At 68.5% G+C, this 18,633-nt stretch carries 16 protein-coding genes; 8 read left to right on the top strand and 8 right to left on the bottom strand.

What is annotated here, in order from left to right; all coding sequences use genetic code 11:
* Positions 1 to 32 precede the first annotated feature (32 nt).
* Positions 33 to 1,694 carry a sensor histidine kinase gene (locus AC07UH_RS15905; RefSeq protein ID WP_495181022.1) on the bottom strand — a complete coding sequence of 554 codons (1,662 nt, stop codon included), beginning with the start codon at positions 1,692 to 1,694 and terminating at the stop codon, positions 33 to 35.
* Positions 1,695 to 1,891: 197 nt separating this feature from the next.
* Here AC07UH_RS15905 and AC07UH_RS15910 point away from each other — a divergent pair, with 197 nt between their 5' ends.
* Complete coding sequence (locus tag AC07UH_RS15910) at positions 1,892 to 2,359, top strand: Lrp/AsnC family transcriptional regulator (RefSeq protein ID WP_038658436.1); 468 nt, start codon at positions 1,892 to 1,894, stop codon at positions 2,357 to 2,359.
* Positions 2,360 to 2,433: 74 nt separating this feature from the next.
* On the opposite strand, the gene AC07UH_RS15915 is transcribed toward AC07UH_RS15910, so the two are convergent.
* Entirely contained in the window at positions 2,434 to 3,753 is a 1,320-nt protein-coding gene (locus tag AC07UH_RS15915) for an outer membrane protein assembly factor BamD (protein WP_038658433.1), read from the bottom strand.
* 163 nt (positions 3,754 to 3,916) lie between these two features.
* Here AC07UH_RS15915 and yaaA point away from each other — a divergent pair, with 163 nt between their 5' ends.
* From yaaA to AC07UH_RS15945, 6 genes are all read left to right on the top strand, one after another.
* The gene (yaaA, locus tag AC07UH_RS15920) at positions 3,917 to 4,657 is read left to right on the top strand and encodes a peroxide stress protein YaaA (protein ID WP_495181023.1); all 741 of its coding nucleotides are present in this window, start codon (positions 3,917 to 3,919) and stop codon (positions 4,655 to 4,657) included.
* Entirely contained in the window at positions 4,639 to 5,343 is a 705-nt protein-coding gene (locus AC07UH_RS15925; RefSeq protein WP_495181024.1) for an SDR family NAD(P)-dependent oxidoreductase, read from the top strand. Before yaaA ends, AC07UH_RS15925 begins: the two co-directional genes overlap by 19 nt.
* Before the next feature lie 357 nt (positions 5,344 to 5,700).
* A complete protein-coding gene (locus AC07UH_RS15930) occupies positions 5,701 to 5,997 on the top strand; it encodes a hypothetical protein (protein ID WP_495181025.1) in 297 nt (98 codons plus the stop codon).
* Positions 5,998 to 6,111: 114 nt separating this feature from the next.
* On the top strand, positions 6,112 to 8,928 hold the full coding sequence (gene gyrA, locus AC07UH_RS15935) for a DNA gyrase subunit A (RefSeq protein WP_495181026.1): 2,817 nt from the start codon (positions 6,112 to 6,114) through the stop codon (positions 8,926 to 8,928).
* The gene (locus AC07UH_RS15940; RefSeq protein ID WP_495181027.1) at positions 8,925 to 9,278 is read left to right on the top strand and encodes a DUF952 domain-containing protein; all 354 of its coding nucleotides are present in this window, start codon (positions 8,925 to 8,927) and stop codon (positions 9,276 to 9,278) included. Before gyrA ends, AC07UH_RS15940 begins: the two co-directional genes overlap by 4 nt.
* Positions 9,279 to 9,374: 96 nt before the next feature.
* Complete coding sequence (locus AC07UH_RS15945) at positions 9,375 to 9,932, top strand: hypothetical protein (protein ID WP_495181028.1); 558 nt, start codon at positions 9,375 to 9,377, stop codon at positions 9,930 to 9,932.
* 162 nt (positions 9,933 to 10,094) lie between these two features.
* Here the strand turns inward: AC07UH_RS15945 and alaS are convergent, their stop codons facing one another.
* The 3 genes from alaS to AC07UH_RS15960 are packed head-to-tail and all read right to left on the bottom strand — an operon-like array spanning position 10,095 to position 14,463.
* Complete coding sequence (gene alaS, locus AC07UH_RS15950) at positions 10,095 to 12,755, bottom strand: alanine--tRNA ligase (protein ID WP_495181029.1); 2,661 nt, start codon at positions 12,753 to 12,755, stop codon at positions 10,095 to 10,097.
* A gap of 44 nt (positions 12,756 to 12,799) precedes the next feature.
* The gene (locus tag AC07UH_RS15955; protein ID WP_495181030.1) at positions 12,800 to 13,192 is read right to left on the bottom strand and encodes a hypothetical protein; all 393 of its coding nucleotides are present in this window, start codon (positions 13,190 to 13,192) and stop codon (positions 12,800 to 12,802) included.
* A gap of 11 nt (positions 13,193 to 13,203) precedes the next feature.
* A complete protein-coding gene (locus AC07UH_RS15960; protein ID WP_495181031.1) occupies positions 13,204 to 14,463 on the bottom strand; it encodes a M24 family metallopeptidase in 1,260 nt (419 codons plus the stop codon).
* A gap of 72 nt (positions 14,464 to 14,535) precedes the next feature.
* On the opposite strand from AC07UH_RS15960, the gene AC07UH_RS15965 reads away from it, so the two are divergent.
* Complete coding sequence (locus AC07UH_RS15965; RefSeq protein WP_495181032.1) at positions 14,536 to 15,849, top strand: dicarboxylate/amino acid:cation symporter; 1,314 nt, start codon at positions 14,536 to 14,538, stop codon at positions 15,847 to 15,849.
* A gap of 6 nt (positions 15,850 to 15,855) precedes the next feature.
* Here the strand turns inward: AC07UH_RS15965 and AC07UH_RS15970 are convergent, their stop codons facing one another.
* The 3 genes from AC07UH_RS15970 to recA all read right to left on the bottom strand — a co-directional run bounded on the left by AC07UH_RS15970 (position 15,856) and on the right by recA (position 18,483).
* On the bottom strand, positions 15,856 to 16,491 hold the full coding sequence (locus AC07UH_RS15970) for a glutathione S-transferase family protein (RefSeq protein ID WP_038658401.1): 636 nt from the start codon (positions 16,489 to 16,491) through the stop codon (positions 15,856 to 15,858).
* Positions 16,488 to 17,315, bottom strand: a complete 828-nt coding sequence (locus AC07UH_RS15975) for a class I SAM-dependent methyltransferase (RefSeq protein ID WP_495181033.1) — start codon at positions 17,313 to 17,315, stop codon at positions 16,488 to 16,490. The genes AC07UH_RS15970 and AC07UH_RS15975 overlap by 4 nt, the downstream gene beginning before the upstream one ends.
* A 94-nt stretch (positions 17,316 to 17,409) precedes the next feature.
* Positions 17,410 to 18,483, bottom strand: a complete 1,074-nt coding sequence (recA, locus tag AC07UH_RS15980; RefSeq protein ID WP_038658396.1) for a recombinase RecA — start codon at positions 18,481 to 18,483, stop codon at positions 17,410 to 17,412.
* Positions 18,484 to 18,633: the final 150 nt, after the last annotated feature.

Raw genomic sequence — 18,633 nt, forward strand, 5'->3', positions numbered from 1 at the left:
CCGATACGGCGAAACGGCGCCGCCTCGCCCGATCAATGCGTCGCCTGCGCCACCGTCTCGTCGACCGCCGCGGGCAATCGCAGCGTCAGGAGATCCTCGCCGAACACCAGCTCGCCGCCCAGCTCGACCGCCAGGTTGCGCGCCAGCCGCAGCGCGAAGCCGGTGCCGAGCAGCGGCGCGCCCTCCGCATCGGTTGGCCCCGCCGCCTCGCCGTCGAGGCTCAACAACGCCTCCTCGCCGTCCGCGGACAGCGCCAGCGGCCGGGCGAAGCAGATCGCCACCTGCCCGTCCGGCGCCGGTGCCTCGGCGATGTCGATTCGCTCGCCCGCCACCGCCGCCGCGGTCAGCGCCGCCAACAGTCGCGACAGCAGCCGCTCCAGCGCGCGATCGTCGCTCAGCGCGGCATGGTCGCCCATCGGATGAATGTCGAGCGCGGTACCGCGCAGCGCCGCCAGCGGCGCGAGATCCTGCGCGATCCGTTCGAGCAACGGTTCGAGCACGACCGGGCCGGGCCGCAGCTCGAGCGCCTTGCCCTCGATCCGCGCGGCGGTGTCGAGATCCTCGATCGCGCCGAGCAGGCTCGCCGCCTGCTGACGGATGGTCACCGCATGCTCGCGATAGACCGGGGCGACCGGGCCGAGCAGTTGCGCCTCGATCAGCTCGGCGAACCCGGCGATCGCGTTGGTCGGCGTGCGCAGCTCATGGACCAGCTCGCGCAGCGAGTCGGACACCATCTTGCGCGGGGTGAGGCTTGCCTCCTCGTCGGCGCGCGGCCGGCGGGCGATCGCGACATAGCCGGTGAAGCGGCCGCTCTCGGCATCGAACTGCGGCGTGCCCGCGACCCGCCATGCCCCCGCCGCATCGGAATGGCCGCCGACATCGAGCCGCGCGCCGGCGAAGCGCTGGCGCTGGCGCAATGCCCCGGTGATCACCGCGTCGACGCGGACCTCCCCCTGCGGCATGCCGACCGCGAGCGAGGCACCGATCAGCGCCCCCCGCGCCACGCCGTCGACCGCGCGGATGATGCCGAGGTGATCGGTGTCGAAGTGGAAATAGCTCGGCGGCTCGCTCCCTACGGTAGCGATCGGCTCGTTGGGATCGCGCTGCTTCTGGAACGCGTCGATCCGCGCGACGAGATCGGCGATCTGGAACCCACCCTCGGCATTGGGCTCGGGCGGCGGCGGCGCGACCGGGTGGAGATGCGAGACGGGGGCGACGTCCGCCGGCGGCGTCGGCTCGGCCAGATCGTTGGCGGCGGCCGGCGCATCGTAGCGCAGCACGAAATCCGCCGGGCCGAAACTGGCGAGCCCGCGCTCGACCGCACCCGGCAAGTCGCGGCGATGGCGGAGCAACGCGCGACCATGTGCATCGAGCCGGGGCAGCAGCGCCAGCCAGTCCGAATCCGCCAATTGTGCGGTGCGCAGCAACGGCGCGGCGACCTCGATCGAATCCTCGGCGAAAAAGCCGATCAGCGCCGCGGGCGGGCGGGCGAAGGCCAACGCCCGCGCACTCGCCGCCCGAATCGCCAGCGGCACCGCCGGTCGCAGCCCGCGCAGCCGGTCCAGCGACGCCGCATCCGCAGCGATGCGCCCGCGGCCCATCAGGTCGGTCAGCTGCCGCCACGCCGATTGCGCGCCGAACCCACTCTCCATGTCGGCCGAAAGCACCGTTTTCAGGCTATCGTCGAAACGCACACCAACTCCTGGAGACCGCCCCACCTCAACGATGTGCGCGCTGATCCCTTAACGATCGGGGCACGCGAGAGGAACTGCCGATTTGTCCCCCGCCGGCAACACGTCGCATAGTGGGACAATTGCGTTGCGCCGCAATTTTCTTATGCTTAGGGGGAGCCGCCGTCTACATCCGGCCTGTTTCTGGAGTTTGATACGCAATGTCCTTCGATCGGATCGATCGTCAGATTCTCGCCCACCTGCAACAGGATGGGCGGATGACCAATGTCGAACTGGCCGAACGCGTCGGGTTGACCGCGCCACCCTGCCTGCGCCGCGTCCGCGCGCTGGAAGAGGCTGGGGTGATCCGCGGCTATCACGCCGATCTCGATCCCGCCAGCCTCGGTTTTCCGATCACCGTATTCGCGATGGTGTCGCTGCGCAGCCAGGCCGAGCACGACCTCGCCGCGTTCGAGGCGCATGTCGCGGACATCCCGGAAATCCGCGAATGCCACATGCTAAACGGCGAAATCGACTTCATCCTGAAGATCGTCGCTAGCGACCTCAAGAGCTTCCAGGAGATCCTGACGACGCACCTGACGCCCGCACCGAACGTTGCCAGCGTCAAGACCTCGCTCACCATCCGCACCGCCAAGTCGACGTCGGGCATCCCCGTCGTCATCGACTGACCCGCGACGGCGACTGACAAACGAAAGGGGGCGGCCCGTCGCCGGACCGCCCCCTTCCCGTCGTTACCGGTCGATCAGGCCGGCGTCGCCGGAGTAGCGGGCGTGGCGCCGACCTGCGTCCAGGTATTCCACAATGCGGCGATGCCCGCGCGTGGATTGCCGGTAACCGCACCGAACGCGGCCTGCGCGCCGGCCTTGTCGCCCGACTTGGCGAGCGCGATGCCGAGGCGGGTGTTCACCTCGTTGGCGTCGACACCGCCCTTGCTCAGCGCCGCACGATACAATTCGATCGCCTTGGCATAGTTGTTCTGGCCGAGATAGGCGTCGGCGGTCGACGCGGCGATCTTGCCGTCCTTCGATGCCATCGCGGTCTTCTCGCTGCTCGCCAGCGATCCGTCCGCCTTGATCGCGGTGTTCGCCGCGGTCAGCAGGCTCTTCGAGAAGGCGCTGGTCGCCGGGATCTTGCCCGAGGCCATGCCTTCCTTCAGCACCGCCGCCGCCTCATAGGGATTGCCGCGGTCGTAGACGTTCTTGGCATAATCCTCGTACATCGCCTGGTCCGGCATCGCACCGGCGGTACGCAGCAGGCGATACAGATCGACCGTCTGCGCCTTGTCCGGCGCGGCGAGGCTGTTCTGCGCGAAGGCATATTGCAGGATGACGTCACGCCACACCCGGGCGTTCGGATAGGCCGCAACATACTTCTGCATCCAGGCGAGCGTTTCCGGCGCCATCTTCTTGTTGTTCGCGGTGGCGATGCCGAAGCGGTAATAGGCCTCCGGCACGGTCTGGCCCGCCGCCTTCTGCGCGGTGATGAACCGGTCGAGATCGGCGAGGCCACCGGCGGTGTCACCGGCCTGCACCTTCACCTTGGCGAGCTGCAGATCGAAATCGGGGCTGTTGTAGCCGGCCGCCTTCGCCTGGGTGAAGTACTGGGTCGCCACCGGATATTGACCGCTGTTGTAGGCGAGCTGGCCACGACGGAACAGATACTTGCCGCGGTCGGCGGCCGGCGTGTTCTTGGCGGCGATCAGCGCGTCGAGCGGCTTGGCGAGCACGGTCTCGTCGAGCGGCGCCTTGGGATTGGCCTCCTGCGCGATGACGAGCTTGGTGTTCTCCAGATCGTAACGGAGCGCGGCGGCGATATATTTGTCGTCGTCGGTGGTGGCCGCGGCCTCAACCTGCGCGACGAGCGGCTCGGCGGTGGCGGGATTGCGGGCCTTGACGGCTTCCTGCGCCTGGAAGGCGATCGCCTGCACCGGCTTGCTGAGCTTGAAGCCAGGAGCCGCCTGCTCTTCCTTCTTGTCCTTGGCGGCCGCGGGGGCGACGATCGCCAGACCGCTCACGCCGGTGGCCAGCACCGCGGCCAGCGCGAGCTTCGAAAGGGTCTTCATGCTAACTCTCTCTCCAGATAGTGAGGCATCGCTGCCGCTAACGTCTGCGGGGCTGTAACGGTCCGTCGCAAGCCGTTCAAGCGATGCCATGCCCGTCCCGGTTGCGGCATCCGCACTGAACGGCGATTGAACGGCCGCCGCGGGGCGGCTACCGGCGGGCACGATGATCGCCGTCCTCTCCCCCGCCAAGACGCTCGACTATGAGTCGCCCATCCCCGATCTCGCGCCGACCCGGCCGCGTTTCGCCAAGGAGGCGCAGACGCTCGCCGCCGCCGCATCGCACCTGACGCAGAAGAAGCTGTCGGAGCTGATGCACATCTCGCCGGCGCTGGCCAAGCTCAACGCCGACCGCTTCCGCAACTTTGCGGACGCGCCCGAACGGCCGGCGATCTTCGCGTTCGACGGTGACGTCTACACCGGCTTCGACGTCAAGACGCTGGAGGAGGAGGCGCTCCCCTTCGCACAGGATCATCTGCGACTGCTCTCGGGCCTGTACGGCATGCTGCGCCCGCTCGACCTGATGCGCCCCTACCGGCTGGAGATGGGTACGCGCTGGGCGCCACGGCACAAGAAGCTGACCGACTGGTGGGGCGACCGCATCGGCAAGGCGCTGGCCGAGGATGTCGCCGCGGACGGCGAGCGGGTCGTCCTCAACCTCGCCAGCCAGGAATATTGGGCGGGGGTCGCGGGCTACCTGCCCGCCGACGTCCGCGTGGTGGCGATCGATTTCCGCGACGGCGACCGCTTCGTCAGCTTCCACGCCAAGAAGGCGCGCGGGATGATGGCGCGCTGGATGGTCGAGCATCGCATCACCGAGATCGACGCGATGCGGGGGTTCGACAGCGACGGCTATGTGTTCGACGCCGCCGTGAGCAGCGACGATCAATGGCGGTTCTCGCGTTGAGCGCCGCGGTCGTCATCGGCGCATCCGGCGGGATCGGTGCCGCGCTGCACGAGGCGCTGGTCGAGGAAGCAGCCTACGCCCGCATCCACGCGCTGTCGCGCTCGGGCGCCGCGCCGATCGATATCACCGACGAGGCGAGCATCGCCGCCGCCGCGGCGCAAATCGCCACCGGGCCGGCGCCGTCGCTCGTCATCCTCGCCACCGGCCTGCTGCACGATGCGGAGCGCGGCCCGGAAAAAAGCTATCGCGAATTCGATCCGGCGTGGCTCGAACAGGTGCTGCGCGTCAATGCGGTCGGGCCGGCCTTGGTCGCCAAGCATCTGCTGCCGCTGATGCCCAAACAGGGGCGGACGGTGTTCGCCGTCCTCTCGGCGCGGATCGGCAGCATCTCCGACAACCGGCTCGGCGGCTGGTACGGCTATCGGATGGCGAAGGCCGCGCTCAATCAATTGGTGCGGACCTTGAGCATCGAGGAGAAGCGCCGCAACGATCGCTCGATCGTCGTCGGGTTGCATCCGGGCACGGTCGACACCGCGCTGTCGAAGCCGTTCCAGGGCAACGTGCGGCCGGGAACGCTGTTCACGCCGGATCGCGCGGCGTCGCAATTGCTCGACGTGATCGACGGCCTAACCGTGATCGACAGCGGCAAACTGTTCGACTTCGAGGGCAAGGAAGTCGCGCCTTAGGGCGCGGCTGGATGCGACGCCCGGCTTCGCTGCCGCGCTTCCAATTCACGAGGCTCGATCCGCTCCACCATGAAATACGTCACCCCGGACTGGTTCCGGGGTCCACCGGGCCGCAGGAGTGCGATACCCCTCGAGCCCCGCACCTCGCCGCGGAGTGGACCCCGGAACCAGTCCGGGGTGACGGGATGGGCTTGGCGAGCGGATGCCCTGCCCCCGCCGGAAGGCGACCGCTCAGGGCAGACCGCCCCCCGAACATGACATAATCGTCATGTTTCAGCCATTTACGCGTCAGCCCGGCGCGCGCATCCTTGCCGACAGGACGACGCGATCCACGCGTCCGCCGCTGGAGATGATGCCATGACCAAGTCCCTGCCCTTCGCCATGCTGGCCGTCGCGTCGCTGTGCTGCGGCTCGGCGGCCCTCGCCACGCAGGCCGCCACGCCGAAGACCACCGCCAGGACGGTGGCGACCAGCCGCACGACGACCACCACCAAGCCCGCCGTCGGCCGCCCCACCGCGACAGCCAAGACGACGACGCGCACCGCGTCCGCCGCCAAGGGCCGGATGGTGACGACCAAGACCAGCACCGGCAAGACCGTCACCTACGATTGCAGCAAGGCCGGCAACGCGACCAAGACCGCCTGCAAGAAATAAGCGTCGCCACTCCTGTATCCCGCGCGCACGCGTATGTGCGTGCGCGCGTGACTTTCGGTCCGGGTGGTCCTACAAGATCGGCACACTTCTGTAACAATCCGAAAGCGTATAGCCTTGGCCGACGAGACCACCCTCGCCGAACCCTCCGACATTTCGACGATTTGCATCGTCGACGAGATGAAGTCGAGCTACCTCGACTATGCGATGAGCGTCATCGTGGCGCGCGCGCTGCCCGACGTGCGCGACGGGCTGAAGCCGGTCCATCGCCGCATCCTGTTCTCGGCGCAGGAAAACGGCTTCCTGTTCAACCGTCCGTACCGCAAGTCGGCGCGCATCGTCGGCGACGTGATCGGTAAATACCACCCGCACGGCGACACCTCGATCTACGACGCCTTGGCGCGGATGACGCAGGATTGGGCGATGCGCCTGCCGCTGATCGACGGCCAGGGCAATTTCGGCTCGATGGATCCCGATCCGCCCGCCGCGATGCGCTACACCGAGGCGCGCCTCGCCCGCGCCGCCAATTATCTGATGGAGGATCTCGACAAGGATACCGTCGATTTCCAGCCCAATTACGACGCCAGCGAGCGCGAGCCGCAGGTGTTGCCGGCGCGTTTCCCCAATCTGCTCGTCAATGGCGCCGGCGGCATCGCGGTCGGCATGGCGACCAACATCCCGCCGCACAATCTCGGCGAGGTGGTCGACGCCTGCATCGCCTATATCGATGCGACGATGGCCGGCGGCACGATCTCGATCGACGAGCTGATCGAGATCGTCCCCGGCCCCGACTTCCCGACCGGTGCGATCATCCTCGGCAAGGCGGGCGCGCGCTCCGCCTATCATACCGGCCGCGGCTCGATCATCGTCCGCTCGCGCCATATCGTCGAGGAGAGCCGTGGCGACCGGCGCTCGATCGTGCTCACCGCCATCCCCTTCCAGCAGGGCAAGAACGCGCTGGTCGAGAAGATCGCCGAGGCCGCCAAGGACAAGCGCATCGAGGGCGTCAGCGACATCCGCGACGAATCGAACCGCGAGGGCGTGCGCATCGTCATCGACCTCAAGCGCGACGCGACGCCGGACGTGGTGCTCAACCAGCTCTGGCGGCACACGCCGGCGCAGGGGTCCTTCCCCGCCAACATGCTCGCGATCCGCGGCGGCCGGCCGGAGACGCTGAACCTCAAGGACATCATCCAGGCGTTCGTCCAGTTCCGCGAACAGGTCATCACCCGCCGCTCGAAGTTCGAGCTCAACAAGGCGCGCGACCGGGCGCATATCCTGCTCGGGCTGGTGATCGCGGTCACCAACCTCGACGAGGTGGTGCGGATCATCCGCGGCTCGTCGAGCCCGGCGGAGGCGCGCGCCGCGCTGCTGGCGCGCGAATGGCCGGTCGCCGAGATCGCCCCCTATCTCAGCCTGGTCGAGGCGGTCGAGGGCATCCAGGTCGGCGAAAGCTACCGCCTGTCCGACGTGCAGGTCCGCGCGATCCTCGATCTGCGCCTGCATCGCCTCACCGCTTTGGGCCGGGACGAGATCGGCGACGAGCTCAAGGGCCTCGCCGATTCGATTGCCGCGCTGCTCGAGATCCTCGGCAATCGCAAGCGCCTGTACGAGGTGATGCGCGAGGAGCTGGTCGACGTCCGTTCGATCTTCGCGACGCCGCGCCGGACCGAGATCGCCGCTGCCGCCGATGGTATCGACGACGAGGATCTGATCGAGCGCGAGGACATGGTCGTCACCGTCACGGTGCAGGGCTATATCAAGCGCACGCCGCTCGACGCCTTCCGCGCGCAGAAGCGCGGCGGCAAGGGGCGCGCCGGCATGGCGACCAAGGAAGAGGATGCGATCACCAGCCTGTTCGTCACCTCGACGCACACGCCGGTGCTGTTCTTCTCCAACCTCGGCAAGGTCTATCGCAAGAAGGTCTGGCGCCTGCCCGAGGGCGGGCCGGCGACGCGCGGCCGGCCGATGATCAACCTACTGCCGCTGGCGCCGGGCGAGACGATCTCGACCGTCCTGCCGCTGCCCGAGGACGAGACGCGCTGGGGCGACCTGCACGTCATGTTCGCCACCGCCAACGGCACCGTCCGCCGCAACGCGATGGACGCCTTCGCCAACATCCCGTCGAACGGCAAGTTGGCGATGCGCTTCGACGAAGGGTCCGACGACAAATTGATCGGCGTCGCGGTGCTGACCGAGAGTGACGACGTGCTGCTCGCGACGCGCAACGGCAAGGCGATCCGCTTCGCCGCCACCGACGTGCGCGAATTTCAGAGCCGCACCTCGACCGGCGTACGCGGCGTCAGCCTCGGCGAGGGCGACGAGGTGATCTCGCTCTCGATCCTGCGCGGCTTCCACGCCACCACCGAAGAGCGCGAGCAATATCTGAAAGCCGCGGCCTGGAAGGAAGGCGAGCGCGAGGCGGCGCTGCCGCCCGAGCGGATGGCCGAGTTCGAGGCCGCGGAGGAGTTCATCCTCACCGTCACCCAGAACGGCTATGGCAAGCGCACCTCGGCCTATGAATATCGCCGCACCAACCGCGGCGGCCAGGGCATCACCAACATCGTCTCCGCGGGCCGCAACGGGCCGGTGGTGGCGAGCTTCCCGGCGCATTCGGGCGAGCAACTGATGCTGGTCACCGATCAGGCCAAGCTGATCCGCATGTCGGTCGGCGACGTCCGCGTCACCGGCCGCAACACGCAGGGCGTGACGCTGTTCAGCGTCGCCAAGGACGAACATGTCGTCTCGGCCGCGCGGATCGACGAGGAGGAGGAGCCCGAGAACGAGGCCGAGGCGGTGATCGCCGAGGAATTGGGCAGCACCCCGGCGCTGCCGGGCGGGGACGATCTGGTGGTCGACGACGGCACCGGGCCGCAGACGATGGACGAGCAGGTCGACGACAGCGACGACGGCGAGAGCGGGGATGAGGCATGAGCGAGCGTCCCACCACCGCCTATAAGGTGCTGACCGCCGAGCAGATGGCGGCGCTGGAGCGGGACCGGCAGTTCGCCGGGGCGCCCGTCGACCTGTCCGACGGCTACATCCATATGTCGACGGCGGCACAGCTCACCGAGACGGTCGACAAGCATTTCGCCGGGCAGAGCGACCTGCACGTCGTCGCAATCGACCTCGGCAGCTTCGGCGACACGCTGAAGTGGGAGGAATCGCGCGGCGGCCAGCTTTTCCCGCATCTCTACGAGCCGCTGCTGCTCGAAACCGTCATCGCTTACGGTCCGCTGGAGCGTGCCGCGGACGGGACGGTCCGATTGCCGATCGCCGGCTGATCCCGGTTCAGGCTCCGCTCGCCGAGAAAGGCGGGCGGAACCGCATTTGGAACACCATCGTTACCCCGTCACAACGACCAAGATGGGAGAATTCCAATGCGTACCCTGGCCCTGACGATCGGCAGCCTGATGATGGTGCCCGCCGCGGCTCTGGCACAGCAAGCCCAGCCTGCCCCCGGCGCCGCGGCGACCGCCACCGGTTCCGCCACCGCCACCGCGCCCACCGTCGGCGCGACGATCTATGACAGTGCGGGCCTTGCGCTCGGCACCGTCGCCAGCATCACCCCGCAGGCGGTGATCCTCAACACCGGCACCGCGCAGGTGCCCGTCCCCCCCGCGTCGATCGGCAAGACCGACAAGGGCTTCGCGATGGCGATGACCAAGGCCGATCTCGACGCCGCGGTCGCCAGCTCGCAGGCGCAGGCGCAGGCGGCGGTGAAGTCCAAGCTGACCCCCGGCACGTCGGTGACCGGCCTCAACGGCGCGACGCTCGGCACGATCAAGGCGGCCGACGCGCAGTTCGTCACGCTGACCACCGCCAAGGGCGACGTGAAGCTGCCGATCGCCGGCTTCAGCGCCGATGCGAGCGGCAAGATCGTCGCCGGCATCACCGCCGACCAGCTCGCGGCGGCCACCACCGGCGCGGCGAAGTAACGGATCGGGGAGGGTCCGCCTTCCCCGTTTCGATCTAAACGAGTGACCGGATCAATATTCGGACAAAGTCCTCCCCCTGGCGGGGGAGGACTTTCTTCAGGCTTGAACGTCGACCCTCGTCGTATCCGTCACGTTCACCGCCGCATCACCAACTGACGATCTTCAGGCCGCGACCGCCTGCTCGGTCAGCGCCACGCGGATCGCCTCGACCGCTTCCGCGGCCTTCGCCCCGTCGGGGCCGCCACCCTGCGCCATGTCGGGCCGGCCGCCGCCGCCCTGCCCGCCGAGCACCGCGACCCCGCGGCGCAGCAGGTCGACCGCATTGACCCGGCCGACCAGATCGTCGCTCACCCCAACCGCGATCGAGGCGCGACCGTCGTTGACCGCGACCATCACCGCGACGCCCGCGCCGCCCAGGCGCTGCTTGGCATCGTCGACCGCGCCACGCAGCCCCTTCGCCTCGAAGCCGTCGAGCACCTGACCGATGAACGCGACACCGCCGACCTGCTCCGGTCCCGCGGCCGCACCACCGGCGCCACCGCCCATTGCCAGCGCCTTCTTCGCCTCGGCGAGTTCCCGCTCCAGCCGCCGCCGCTCGTCGAGCAGCGCGATCACCCGCGCCGGCACCTCGTCGGGCGTCGTCTTGAGTGCGCTCGCCGCCTCGCGCAGCCGCTCGTCGCGACCGTTGAGATAGGCGCGCGCCGCCTCGCCGGTCAGCGCCTCGACGCGCCGCACGCCCGACGACACCGCGCCCTCCCCGATCACCTTGAACAGGCCGATGTCGCCGAGCGCATTGACGTGGGTGCCGCCGCACAGCTCGACCGAATAGGTCTTGCCGCCATCCTCGGTGCCCATCGACACGACGCGGACCTCGTCGCCGTATTTTTCGCCGAACAGCGCCATCGCACCCTCGGCGATCGCCTCGTCGGGGGTCATCAGCCGGGTCGTCACGCTGCCGTTGCCGCGGATCTGCGCGTTGACCGCGATCTCGGCGTCGGCGAGTTCCTCCGCCGTCATCGCCACCGGGTGCGAGACGTCGAAGCGCAGCCGCTCGGGCGCGACCAGCGAGCCCTTTTGCGCGACATGCGTGCCGAGCCGCTGGCGCAGCGCCTCGTGCAGCAGATGCGTCGCCGAATGGTTGGCGCGGATCTGCGCGCGACGCGCGACGTCGATCTGGAGACGGACGGCATCGCCGACCTTGATCGCACCGCCCTCGATGACCGCATGATGGACGAAGACGCGGCCCAATTGCTTCGAGGTCTCGGTCACCACGGCGCGCAGGCCGCCGTCGGTCGTGATCGTGCCGGTGTCGCCGACCTGCCCGCCGCTCTCGCCATAGAAGGGCGTCTGGTTGACGATCACCGCGACGGTGTCGCCCGCCGCCGCCTGGTCGACGCGTGCACCGTCCCTGACCAGCGCGACCACCTCGCCCTCGCCGACGTCGGCGCTATAGCCGATGAATTCGGTCGAGCCGGTCTCCTCGGCGATGTCGAACCACAGATCGTCCGACGCCTTGGCGCCCGAGCCCTTCCACGCCGCCCGCGCCGCACGCTTCTGCTCGGCCATCGCCGCGTCGAAGCCCGCCCGATCGACGGTCAGCCCACGCTCGCGCAGCGCATCCTCGGTGAGGTCGTAGGGGAAGCCGAAGGTGTCGTAGAGGCGGAACGCGGTCTCGCCGGTGAGCGTCGCGCCCTCAGCCATGTCGACGGTCGCCTCGTCGAGCAGCTTCAGCCCCTTGTCGAGCGTCTTGCGGAACTGCGTCTCTTCCTGGCGCAACGTCGCCTCGATCAGCGGCTGCGCGCGGACCAGCTCGGGATAGGCGGCGCCCATCTCGGCGACCAGCGCGGGCACCAGCCGGTGCATCAACGGCTCCTTGGCGCCGAGCAGATGCGCGTGGCGCATCGCGCGCCGCATGATCCGCCGCAGCACATAGCCGCGCCCCTCGTTCGCAGGCAGCACCCCGTCGGCGACGAGAAAGCCCGACGAGCGCAGATGATCGGCAATGACGCGATGCGACGCCCGCCGCGGCCCCTCGGCATCGGTGCCGGTCAGCGAGGTCGAGGCGGCGATCAGCGCCTTGAACGTGTCGGTATCGTAATTGTCGTGAACGCCCTGCAGCACCGCGGCGATCCGCTCCAGCCCCATGCCGGTGTCGATCGACTTCTTGGGCAGCTCGCCGACGATCTCATTGGCCTCCTGCTCATATTGCATGAAGACGAGGTTCCAGATCTCGACGAACCGGTCGCCATCCTCGTCCGGGCTACCGGGAGGGCCACCGGGAATATGGTCGCCATGGTCGTAGAAGATCTCGGAACAGGGGCCGCACGGACCGCTGTCGCCCATCGCCCAGAAATTGTCCTTGGTGGCGATGCGGATGATCCGCTCTTCGGGCAGATATTTGGTCCACAGGCCGAACGCCTCGTCGTCGGTATGATAGACGGTGGCGGTCAGCTTCTCGGCCGGAATACCCCAGACGCTCGTCAGCAGCGTCCAGGCGTGGTGGATCGCCTGTTCCTTGAAATAATCGCCGAACGAGAAATTGCCGAGCATTTCGAAGAAGGTGTGATGCCGCGCGGTATAGCCGACATTGTCGAGATCGTTGTGCTTGCCGCCGGCGCGCACCGACTTCTGGCTGCTGGTCGCCGTGGTGTAGGGCCGGCTTTCGAGGCCGGTGAAGACGTTCTTGAACGGCACCATCCCGGCGTTGACGAACATCAGCGTCGGGTCGTTCTGCGGCACCAGCGGCGCGGAGGGCACGATGGCATGGCCCGCGCTCGCGAAATAGTCGAGGAAGCCGCGGCGGATGTCGTTGGTCGAGGTCATAGACCAAGCGACTTAGGCGAGAGACGGCCCGCCCTCAAGCGTCGTTACGCGCCACCACACATGTGCTGGGAGTCGGGCAGCGTCCACGATTCCATCGTACGCAGGTTGGTCGTCGTATAGATCCGACCGCGATCGTCGCCCGGCGGACAATGCCGTGGGATACTGACGAGACAGGCGAGCACGCGATCCCCCCGCCGCGCATTCTGTGCCACCGCGACGCGGCTGTAGGAGACGCCGTACAGGCCATTGGCGAGGGATATGCTCGTTCCGCTCTCGGGCACGGGCCGGCCCGACCCATCCTCCAGCCGCGCGGACACGTTGCGCACCGTGCTGAACACGCATGTCCCGACCCGCTTCGGCAAGCCCGGCGGCTGCGCCGCGACCGCGGGTCCTGCAAGCGACAGCAGAGCAAGGGCGTAGGCGCAGGAAAGCCGCATATGCTGGTCCTTCATCCGAAAGGCTGATCGATCGACTTGGGCGGCGTGCTGAACCAGCGCGGCCCCTGGGCCGTCATGTGGAAGCAGTCCTCCAGCCGGACGCCGAACTGGCCGGGCAGGTAGATGCCGGGCTCGTTCGAAAAGCACATGCCGGCGGCCAGCCGCGTCGTCTCGCCGCGAACGAGGTTGACGGGTTCGTGGCCGTCCATGCCGATGCCGTGGCCGGTACGGTGCGACAGGCCGGGCAGTTTATAGTCGGGGCCGTAGCCGAGGCCGGTGTAATAGCGCCGCACCGCATCGTCGACGCTGCCCGCGGTGACGCCGATCCGCGCCGCGGCGAGGGCGACCTGCTGGCCGCGCGCCGCCTGATCCCAGACCTTGCGCTGCGCGACGGTGGCGCTGCCCTGCGGCACCCAGGTCCGCGAGATATCGGATTGATAGCCCTGCACGGTGCAGCCGCAATCCATCAGCAGGATCTCTCCCGCGGCGATGCGATGCACCTCGCGGCTGCCGTGCGGCAGCGCGGCGGCGGGACCGATCAGCGCCAGCGCGAATTCGGGAGCGCCGCCGAGCCGGGTGGTCGCGGCGGACATCATCGCGCCGATCTGGCTGCCGGTCATCCCCGCCTCGACCCGCGGCGCCAGCCAGCGATAGGCGGCGAGCGTCACCTCGGTCGCGACCTGCATCAACGCGAGTTCGGCGGGCGTCTTGATCATCCGGCAGCCGCGCACCACCGGATTGGCGCTCACCTGCCGTGCGTCAGGGGCGAAGCGGGCGAGGTCGGTCGGGATGAAGACGCGCGTCGTCTCCTCGATGCCGATCGGCAGCCGGTCGAGTCCGCGCTCCTTCAGCCAGCCGGCGACGACGGCCAGCGCGTTGCCGTCCTCCTGCCAGACGCGCACCGCGGCGGGGACGCTCAGCGTCTGGCGGACCGACGGCTCCTCGAAGAAGGGCGTGACGATCAGCGGTTCGCCCTCGCGCGGCAGGATCGCCAGCGTCGGCCGTTCGCTGCGCCCCCAGCGCACGCCGGTGAAATAGAGCATCGACGAGCCCGGCTCGATCAGCACCGCGCCAAGCCCGTTCGCCGCCATCAGCGCCTGCGCGCGGGCGAGCCGGCGCGCGCGCTCCTCCGGCCCGATCGGCACCGCGCCCGTCGTGAGGTCGCGCAACGCGGACAGATCGGGTTCGGCGGCGCGGACCAGCGCCGACGACAGGAGCGGCACCGCCGCGGCGGCGGCGAGGAGCGAACGGCGCGAGGGGCTGAAGACCATGATGCAGCGATACGGCGCTTGACCCGGCGGCCGCAATCCCCTTCCCTAGAGGCAAATCCTGGAGTTTCGTGCATGGCCAAACGGCTGACCTTGTTTATCGTGATCGGCCTGTTGCTCGGTGTCGTGGTGGGACTGGCGATCAACGGCTGGCTCGACGACGGTTCGCCAGCGGCGGCGGCGCGGCTGAAGGGCATCGCCGGCTATTTCGCGATCGGCACCACCATTTTCCTGCGACTGATCAAGATGATCATCGCGCCGCTCGTCTTCGCCACGCTGGTCAGCGGCATCACCCAGATGGGCGATACGTCGGCGCTCGGCCGGGTCGGCGCCAAGGCGATCGGCTGGTTCGTCTCGGCCAGCCTGCTGTCGCTCGGCCTCGGGCTGATCCTGGTCAATCTGATCCGGCCGGGGGTCGGCATCAACCTGCCGCTGCCGCCGGTGGACGCCGATGCCGGCATCGCCACCGCCGCGTTCAGCCTCGACAAATTCATCACGCATATCGTCCCCGCCTCCATGGTCGAGGCGATGGCGACCAACGAGATCCTGCAGATCGTCGTCTTCTCGATCTTCGTCGGCGTCGCGATCACCGCGGTCGGCGAGCGCGCCGCGCCGCTGACCCGGGCGATCGACGGCCTGGTCGCGGTGATGCTGCGGATCACCGATTACGTCATGCGCGTCGCGCCGCTCGCGGTGTTCTGCGCGGTGGCGGCGACGCTGACCGAGCGCGGTGCCGGGGTGATCGGCCAGCTCGCCTTCTTCATGGGCAGCTTCTATCTCGCCTTGCTGTGCCTGTGGGCGATCCTGCTCGGCATCGGCTTCCTGTTCATCGGGCCGCGCATCCGCGACCTGATCCGCTACGTCCGCGAGCCGCTGCTCGTCGCCTTCACCACCGCCTCGTCGGAAGCCGCCTATCCGCGCATGCTGGAGGCGCTCGACAAATTCGGGGTGCCGCCGCGCATCGCCAGCTTCGTGCTGCCGCTCGGCTATTCGTTCAACCTCGACGGCTCGATGATCTACATGACCTTCGCGTCGCTGTTCATCGCCCAGACCTATGGCATCGACCTGCCGCTCGGCACGCAGATCGCGATGCTCTTGTTCCTGATGATCTCGTCCAAGGGCATCGCCGGCGTGCCGCGTGCCAGCCTCGTTGTGATCGCGGCGGTGCTGCCGGTGTTCAAGATCCCCGAGGCGGGCCTGCTGCTGATCCTCGCGATCGACCATTTCCTCGACATGGGGCGCACCGCGACCAACGTGATCGGCAATGCGGTCGCGGCGTCGGTGGTGGCGAAATGGGAGGGCGGGTTCGATCCGCGCGAGCCCGCGACGATCGACCCCGCGGTGGCCGAGGGGCCGGCTACACCGGCGGCGACCAGCTTCCGGCACTAGCCGCCATCAGGCGTAGGCGTAGCGGCCGCCCTTCTCCAGCGCCGCCTGATAGGCCGGCAGCGCGTGGACCTTCTCGAGCCAGGCGATCGTCGCCGGGCGCGAGGCATCGAGGCCGGCGCGGCTGCGCGCCGCTTCGAGCGGGAAGCTCATCATGATGTCGGCGGCGGTCATCACGTCGCCGGCGAACCACGGGCGTTGCGCCAGCTCCGCTTCGACATAGTCGAGATGGACGTCAATCATCGGCTGGATGCGCTTGACCGCCGCCTTGCCCATCAGCGGGATGCGGCCGAGCACCAGCTTGAGCAGCAGCGGCGGCATCATCGAACCCTCGGCATAATGGAGCCAGAAGCGGTAGCGCAGCACCGATTCGCGATGCGCCGGCGGCCCGAGCCGGCCGTCCGCCTTCTCGACGAGATATTCGACGATCGCACCGGTCTCAGCGATCACCCGGCCGCCGTTGGCGTCGAGGTCCTCGATCACCGGCGACTTGCCGAGCGGGTGGACCCGTTTCAGCTCGGGCGGCGCCAGCATCGTCTTGGGATCGCGCTGATACCGCTTGATCTGATAATCGAGGCCCAATTCCTCGAGCATCCACAAGATCCGCTGCGAGCGGCTGTTCTCGAGATGGTGGACGATGATCATACGGTCTCCCCTGTCGCGCGGGCGGTCCATAGCCAGGCCGCCGCAGGGAAATCCACGACAGGGCCATTTCGTTGCGCCGTCAGCGCCGCGCGCAGGCGGGCGAGCAGCGCCGGACGGTCTTCCGCGGCGGCATCGCGGAGCCGCGAGGCGGCAGGTCCGATGCGGGTGAGGAAGGCGACGGCATCCTCGACCGCCTCCTCCCCCGCGCCGACGCGATAGCTGAAGCGGGTGAGAACGGCGGTCGCGTCGGCCCAGCCGGCGGCGGCGAGGACCGCAGCGCCCGCCTCCGGATCGGCGAAGGCGAAGGGGCCGGGCACGTAGCTGGCCGAGCGTTGCGGCGCGGGGGTGATCAGCGTCGCCCAGGGATTGTCGGCGACGGCGGCGAAGCAGCTGAACACCAAGCGGCCACCGGGCCGCGTCGCGGCAGCAAGACGGGTGAAGGCAGCCGCGGGATCGGCGAAGAACATGACGCCGTGGCGCGAAACGATCAGGTCGAGCGGCGCGAGCTCGGCCGCGGCGACCAACGCGTCGGCGGTGCGGAAGTTGAGATTGGCGCGCGCATGGTGCGCGTCGGCGACGGCGACGAGGTCGGACGATAGATCGGCCCCGGTGACGCGCGCGTCTGGCCGGGCCGAGGCGAGCGCGGCGGCGGTGGCACCGGCGCCGCAGCCGATGTCGAGCGCGGTGATCGCGCCGGCCGGCGCGGCGGCGAGGATCGCGGCGTCGAGCCGTGGAGCGAGATCGGCGAAGGCGCGCTCGGTCCGGCGCCATTCCTCCGCCCAGACGGTGCCGACGCGGCCGGTCCAGTCAATATGGGTGGTCATCGGCAGTCTCCGGAGTAGGTTGGCGCAATTCCAAACAAAAGAGGCCCGCCGTTGCCGGCGAGCCTCTTTTTCCGTGCTTATCGATGCGCCGACATCAGATGTCGTCGTCGGCTTCCGGGCCGGCCATCATCTCCTCGGCGACCTTCTCGGTGCGCTGACGGATCGCCTTTTCGAGGCGGTCGGCCATTTCGGGATGCTCGCGCAGATAGGTCTTCGAATTCTCGCGGCCCTGGCCGATGCGGACGCTATCGTAGCTGAACCACGCACCCGATTTCTCGACCAGCCCGGCCTTCACGCCGAGATCGAGGATCTCGCCGATCTTGGAGATGCCCTCGCCGTACATGATGTCGAATTCGACCTGCTTGAACGGCGGCGCGACCTTGTTCTTGACGACCTTGACGCGCGTAGCGTTGCCGGTGACCTCTTCCTTGTCCTTGATCGCGCCGGTGCGGCGGATGTCGAGACGGACCGAGGCGTAGAATTTCAGCGCGTTGCCGCCCGTCGTCGTCTCCGGGTTGCCGTACATCACGCCGATCTTCATGCGCAGCTGGTTGATGAAGATCACCATGCAGCGCGAGCGGCTGATCGAACCGGTCAGCTTGCGCAGCGACTGCGACATCAGCCGGGCCTGCAGTCCGACGTGGCTGTCGCCCATCTCGCCCTCGATTTCCGCACGGGGCACGAGCGCGGCGACCGAATCGACCACCAGCACGTCGATCGCGTTCGAGCGGACGAGCGTGTCGACGATCTCGAGCGCCTGTTCGCCCGTGTCGGGCTGCGAGACGATCAGCTCGTCGATGTTGACGCCGAGCTTCTTGGCATAGACGGGATCGAGTGCATGTTCGGCGTCGACAAAGGCGGCGGTGCCGCCGCCCTTCTGCGCCTCGGCGATGACGTGCAGCGCGAGCGTCGTCTTGCCCGACGATTCGGGGCCATAGACCTCGATCACGCGGCCGCGCGGCAGACCGCCGACGCCGAGCGCGATATCGAGGCCGAGCGAACCGGTGGAGATCGTCTCGACCTCCATCGACTGTTTCGCGCCGAGCTTCATTGCCGAGCCCTTGCCGAAGGCGCGGTCGATCTGGGCCAGCGCGGCGTCGAGCGCCTTCTGCCGGTCGGTGGATGCGGTTGCCATGCCGGTGTCGATCACTTTCAGATTGGCGGCCATCGGGAGGTTCCTCGCTAGAGCAAGCGCGTCACCGGGGCAACGCGTCTGTTTCGCTATGTACGGCGTTTGTTCTCTTGGAACAAGAGGGGAACGCTAAGCCGCGGCAGGATTGTGGGTGGTTCGCCATCCCGCGTCGGAAAGGCGTCCGCG

This window comes from Sphingomonas sp. GW821-FHT04B01, assembly GCF_059420425.1.